The organism is Kluyvera sp. EC_51 (assembly GCF_019584505.1).
In the GTDB taxonomy this organism is placed as follows: domain Bacteria; phylum Pseudomonadota; class Gammaproteobacteria; order Enterobacterales; family Enterobacteriaceae; genus Kluyvera; species Kluyvera sichuanensis.
The window spans coordinates 1-852 of sequence record NZ_VDAG01000121.1 but is presented as its reverse complement, the minus strand read 5'-3'; the positions used below and the strand labels follow the sequence as shown (position 1 = coordinate 852).

The following is an 852-nucleotide window of genomic DNA, read 5'->3' as shown; positions in this document are numbered from 1 at the left end:
TTCACCCGGAGACAAGCGCAAGCGGTCACTACCACGTACAGCAATATCACACTCGAAGACGACCAGGGCAGTCACTTCCGTCTGGTGGTTCGTGATACTGAAGGCCGGATGGTCTGGCGGGCATGGAACTTTGAGCCGGATGCCGGTGAAGGTCTTAACCGCTATATCCGCACCTCAGGCATCCGTACAGACACGGCCACCCGCTGATCGCGAAGCATTTACCCGCATTCACCTCCCCGAACACACTTTATATCCCCATACGCCAGCCATCGCCGCTGGCGTTTTTATTGACGGAGACATACCCATGACAACACAGACGCAGCACGACCTCGCACCCGCTAACCAACCCGAATTTGAACTGACCGTCACGCCGGTCCCCGATGAACAGCGTATCGATTTCTGGCCACAGTACTTTGGCGCTATCCCGCAGTGGCTACTCCTGGAGCCGCATATCTTCGCCTGGATGGACCGCTTCTGTGAGGGCTACAGCGGTGGTATCTGGTCGTTCTACACCCTCAGCAATGGCGGCGCATTTATGTCCCCCGAGCCTGACAACGATGAGACATGGCGTCTGTTTAACTGCCTGAACGGTAACGATGCCCAAATGAGTGCAGAAGCAGCAGGTATTGCTGTCTGCCTGATTGCGTATAGCCACCATGCCTGCCGTACAGAATGTGACGCGATGACCGCACACTATTACCGCCTGCGGGAGTATGCCATGCAACATCCAGAGGCTCACGCCATTCTGCGTATTATCGACTGACCGAAGGAGCAACAGATGAAACAGCTTTCCTTTTTACCCGGCGAGATGACGCCACAGGACCGGCGTCTCATTCAGCGGGCGCTCAGGGC

The 852-nt window shown here is 56.3% G+C and carries 2 protein-coding genes and 1 pseudogene; all 3 read left to right on the top strand.

Going from position 1 to position 852, the window contains the following annotated elements; genetic code table 11:
* A partial coding sequence (locus tag FHC49_RS23510) for a DUF905 domain-containing protein (RefSeq protein ID WP_048977961.1) occupies window positions 1-207 on the top strand: 207 nt, incomplete at its 5' end.
* 97 nt (window positions 208-304) lie between these two features.
* A complete protein-coding gene (locus FHC49_RS23505) occupies window positions 305-763 on the top strand; it encodes an antirestriction protein (protein ID WP_000211838.1) in 459 nt (152 codons plus the stop codon).
* Window positions 764-778: 15 nt separating this feature from the next.
* A pseudogene (locus FHC49_RS24510) lies at window positions 779-852 on the top strand (hypothetical protein); the annotation flags it as partial.